The organism is Mitsuaria sp. TWR114 (assembly GCF_007997345.1).
The window spans coordinates 1-3,469 of the sequence record NZ_VOSR01000342.1 but is presented as its reverse complement, the minus strand read 5'-3'; the positions used below and the strand labels follow the sequence as shown (position 1 = coordinate 3,469).

At 72.5% G+C, this 3,469-nt stretch carries 4 protein-coding genes; all 4 read left to right on the top strand.

Going from position 1 to position 3,469, the window contains the following annotated elements:
* Nucleotides 1–98 precede the first annotated feature (98 nt).
* Entirely contained in the window at nucleotides 99–1,388 is a 1,290-nt protein-coding gene (locus tag FUT87_RS13470; protein WP_147241349.1) for an NRAMP family divalent metal transporter, read from the top strand.
* Between the two features lie 9 nt (nucleotides 1,389–1,397).
* The gene (locus FUT87_RS29970; RefSeq protein ID WP_222617142.1) at nucleotides 1,398–2,495 is read left to right on the top strand and encodes a tetratricopeptide repeat protein; all 1,098 of its coding nucleotides are present in this window, start codon (nucleotides 1,398–1,400) and stop codon (nucleotides 2,493–2,495) included.
* Nucleotides 2,496–2,508: 13 nt separating this feature from the next.
* Entirely contained in the window at nucleotides 2,509–2,994 is a 486-nt protein-coding gene (locus FUT87_RS13455) for a hypothetical protein (RefSeq protein ID WP_147241348.1), read from the top strand.
* A 58-nt stretch (nucleotides 2,995–3,052) separates the two neighbouring features.
* Nucleotides 3,053–3,469 (top strand): LysR family transcriptional regulator (locus tag FUT87_RS13450; protein ID WP_147241347.1); only part of this gene is annotated, 417 nt, incomplete at its 3' end.

The window sequence follows — 3,469 nt, the reverse complement described above, 5'->3', positions numbered from 1 at the left end:
GACACCCCCGCGCTGCCGGAACGCCGCAGGCGGGGCGCTTTTGCCACCGGGCATTGCGCTTGCCAGAAGTTCCGCATCGTCAGAGCGGGAGATGCCGGTTGCCGAAGGACCCGATCCGCCGCCCCTGGTGGGCCCAGCTTGGCCCCGGCCTGATCACCGGCGCCGCCGACGACGACCCGAGCGGCATCGCGACCTACTCGCAGGCCGGCGCGCAGTACGGCTACACCGTCGGCTGGACCATCCTGGTGACCTTTCCGCTGATGGTGGGCATCCAGCTCGCCAGCGCGCGCATCGGCCGGATCACCGGCAAGGGCCTGACCGAGAACTTCGCCAAGCTGTGCCCGCGCTGGCTGGTGATGGCGCTGGTCGGGCTGCTGGTCGTCGCCAACGTGATCAACCTCGGCGCCGACCTCAGCGCGATGGGCGACGCGATGAGCCTGGCCGTCGGCGGTCCGCCGGGCGTCTATATCGTCGCCTTCGCGCTGCTGTCGCTGCTGCTGCAAGTCCTGTTGCCCTACGAGCGCTACGTGCGGCTGCTCAAGTGGCTGACGCTGTCGCTGCTGGCCTATGTCGGCGTGGGATTCGCCGCGCAGGCGGACTGGGCGCTGGCGCTGCGCTCGCTGGTGCTGCCCGCGATGCACTGGGACCGCGAGTCCACGACCATGGTCGTGGCGATCCTGGGCACGACGATCAGCCCCTATCTCTTCTTCTGGCAGGCCGGCCAGGAAGCCGAGGAGATCCGCCGCATCGACGCCGACCGCCCGCTCGCCGTCGCGCCCGAGCAGGCGAAACGGCAGTTCCGGCGGCTGCGGACCGACACCCTGGTCGGCATGGGTTTCTCCAACCTGATCGCGTTCTTCATGATCGTCGCGACCGCCGCGGCGCTGCACGCCCGCGGCGTCAGCGACATCCAGACCACCGCCCAGGCCGCCCAGGCGCTGCGCCCGGTCGCGGGCGATTTCGCCTTCGTGCTCTTCGCCGCCGGCATCGTGGGCACCGGCTTCCTGGCGCTGCCGGTGCTGGCCGGCTCGGCGGCCTACGCGGTCGCCACGCTGGCCGGCGTGCGGCGCGGGCTCGACCGCCCGCCGGGGACCGCCAAGGCCTTCTACGCCATCCTGGGCGGCGCCATGCTGCTGGGCCTGACGCTGAGCCTGGCCGGCTTCAACCCGATCAAGGCGCTCTACTGGTCGGCGGTGATCAACGCCGTCATCTCGGTGCCGATCATGGTGACGGTGATGATCGCCGCCTCCCATCCGTCCATCGTCGGCGCGCTGCGCATGCCGCCGCTGTGGCGCACGCTGGGCTGGCTCGCCACCGCCGCGATGGCGCTGGCGACGCTCGCGATGATCGTCCTGCAGACTTCCAGCACCCTCGGGGCCGGTCGCTAGACTGGCCCGATGAGCACCCCCACCGCCCCGCTGCACGACGCCTGGACCCTGCGCCTGGACGAGGTCTGGCGCCGCGCGCCCGCCCTGTCCGGCGCGCAACTGGTCGCCGAGATCGACGCGCTCGCCGCCGAGCGCCCCGCCGACGACGGTCGCGCCCTGTTCGAACGCGCCTGCGCGCGCGACACCGCCGGCCTCGAAGCGCAAGCCGAGCCGCTGTACCGCGCCGCGCTCGAGAGCGGCCAGCTCGATCCCTACCGGCGCACCCGCGCGGTGATCCAGCTGGGCAGCACCTTGCGCTGGCTCCAGCGGCTGGACGAGAGCGAGGCGCTGCTCGCCGGCGAGCTCGCCCACCACATGCAGCCCGGCCACGACCGTCCGCTGCATGACGAGGCCCGCGCGCTGCTCGCGCTTACCTCGCTCGATTGGCCGGCGGCGGTCAAGTTCCCGATCATCGCGCTGGCCACGCTGGCGCCGCGCCTGTCGCGCTACAACCGCTCGCTGCTGGCCTGCGCCCGGCAGCTTGCCGGCGAGGTCTGGGACGACGGCGACGCCGCGCCCACCGGTCCCGCGCCGGTCGAACTCGTCGAGGGTCGTTTCCTGCTGCGCCCCTATCGGCCCGGCGACCTGCCGGACCTGGTCGCCGCGGTGCGTGAGTCCCACGTGTCCATCGGCCGCTGGATGGCCTGGGCCCACGCGGACTTCTCCACCAGCGACGGCGCCGCATGGCTGGACCATTGCGCGCGCGGCTGGCAGTCCGGCACCGCCTTCGAGTTCGGCATCTTCGACCGCGACACCGGCGCCTTCATCGGCGCCGGCGGGCTCAACTCGCTGCATCCGGTGCATCCGTTCTGCAACCTCGGCTATTGGGTGCGCAGCGCCTGCCAGGGCCAGGGCGCGGCCTCGGCCGCGGTGCGGGCGCTCAGCCGCCATGCCTTCGAGCGCCTGAAGCTGGCCCGCGTGGAGATCGTCGTGGCCGACGGCAACGCGGCCAGCCTGGCGGTCGCGCGCCGCTGCGGCGCCCATTACGAGGGCCTGCTGCGCCAGCGCATCCGCGGCACCGACGGCTCGGCGTGGGACGCGCACATGTTTTCGCTGACGGCGGCGTGATACCTTCGTCCGGATGAGCACGCACCTCCCCGACGACACCACCACCCCGATCCAGGAACCCCGCCTGTGGCGCGACGAGCGCTGGACCGCGCAGGTGATCAAGAACGAAGACGACGAAGGCTGGGCCGTGGCGATGACGCTGGCCGGCGAGTCCGAACCCGCGCTGGTCGGCCCCTGGACCATGGGCCGCGACAAGAAGAACCCCAAGCCGCTGGACGCGGCGGCCTTCCACACGCTGGTGAAGACCGCCTCCGAGGTCCTGCGCCGCCATGAGCAGCAGCTGCATGCCCAGCTGCACAAGAGCCTCAAGCTCGACACCGGGTCCGGACGGCTGCACATCCTGCTGGACATCGTCCCGGACGAGGACAACCCCTATGCGCTGCTGAGCGCCCGCGACGAGCAGGACGATCTGGTCGCCCAGGTGCGCGTGGCGGCCAACTTCCGCCTGACCGAGGCGAGCGCCTCCGCCTGGGTCGAGAACGACTTCCTCAAGCCCTGAAGCGCTGGCCCTGGCGCTGGCGCGCCACGGCGCCGCTCCGATCGCGACCTTCCCTGCCGTGACCACCTTCCTGGACTTCGACCTGCTGCGCAGCCTGCTGGCCGTGGCCGAGACCGGCTCGCTGGGCAAGGCCGGCTCGCGGGTGGGCCGGACGCAGTCCGCGATCAGCATGCAGATGCAGCGGCTGGAGGAGGTCGCCGGCCAGCCGCTGCTGCACCGGGGGGCGCGCGGCGTGACGCTGACGGCCGCCGGCGAGCGCCTGGTGGTCCACGCCGGCGAGCTGCTGCGCCGGCACGACGAGGCGCTGGCCGAGCTGCGCGGCGCGCGCATGTCCGGCGTGCTGCGCTTCTGCTGCCCGGAGGACTACGCGGTCGCCCTGCTGCCGCACCTGCTGCAGGGTTTCGCGAGCCTGCATCCGCAGGTGCAGATGGAGGTCGTGTGCGCGCCCACGCCGCGCCTGCTGGAGCTGCTGGCC

Excerpts from the sequence above, each read along its gene's own strand:
- FUT87_RS29970 (WP_222617142.1), top strand. The coding sequence starts at position 1,398 with ATGAGCACCCCCACCGCCCCGCTGCACGACGCCTGGACCCTGCGCCTG.
- FUT87_RS13455 (WP_147241348.1), top strand. The coding sequence starts at position 2,509 with ATGAGCACGCACCTCCCCGACGACACCACCACCCCGATCCAGGAACCC.